Source organism: Mesorhizobium sp. (assembly GCF_004962925.1).
In the GTDB taxonomy this organism is placed as follows: Bacteria; Pseudomonadota; Alphaproteobacteria; order Rhizobiales; family Rhizobiaceae; genus Mesorhizobium.
In genome coordinates this window covers 1-248 of the sequence record NZ_SUEO01000385.1, presented here as the reverse complement: position 1 = coordinate 248, position 248 = coordinate 1, and the positions used below count along the sequence as shown (strand labels likewise).

General features: G+C 59.7%; 1 protein-coding gene. It reads right to left on the bottom strand.

Annotated features, from left to right (window positions below):
* Positions 1-194: ATP-binding cassette domain-containing protein (locus tag E5W87_RS35220; protein WP_292408523.1), on the bottom strand; the 194-nt coding region annotated here is incomplete at its 3' end.
* Positions 195-248 lie beyond the last annotated feature (54 nt).

Below are 248 nucleotides of genomic sequence, written 5' to 3'. Positions count from 1 at the left end.
GACAGGTCGCGGTCGTTGATGGTGACCTCTCCCGAATAGGCAAGATCGCCAGACAACGCCCTTAGGAAGGTCGTCTTGCCCGAACCATTGGGGCCGACGATGGCCGCGATTTCGCCGGGCCGCATGTCGAAATCGACATTGGCGACGATACGCTTGCCGCCGATCGCCACCGAGACGTCCCGCGCTTCGATCATAAAAACCCCTCGCACAGACCGTTTCGAAATTCGCTCTGGCGAGTCATATGGTGG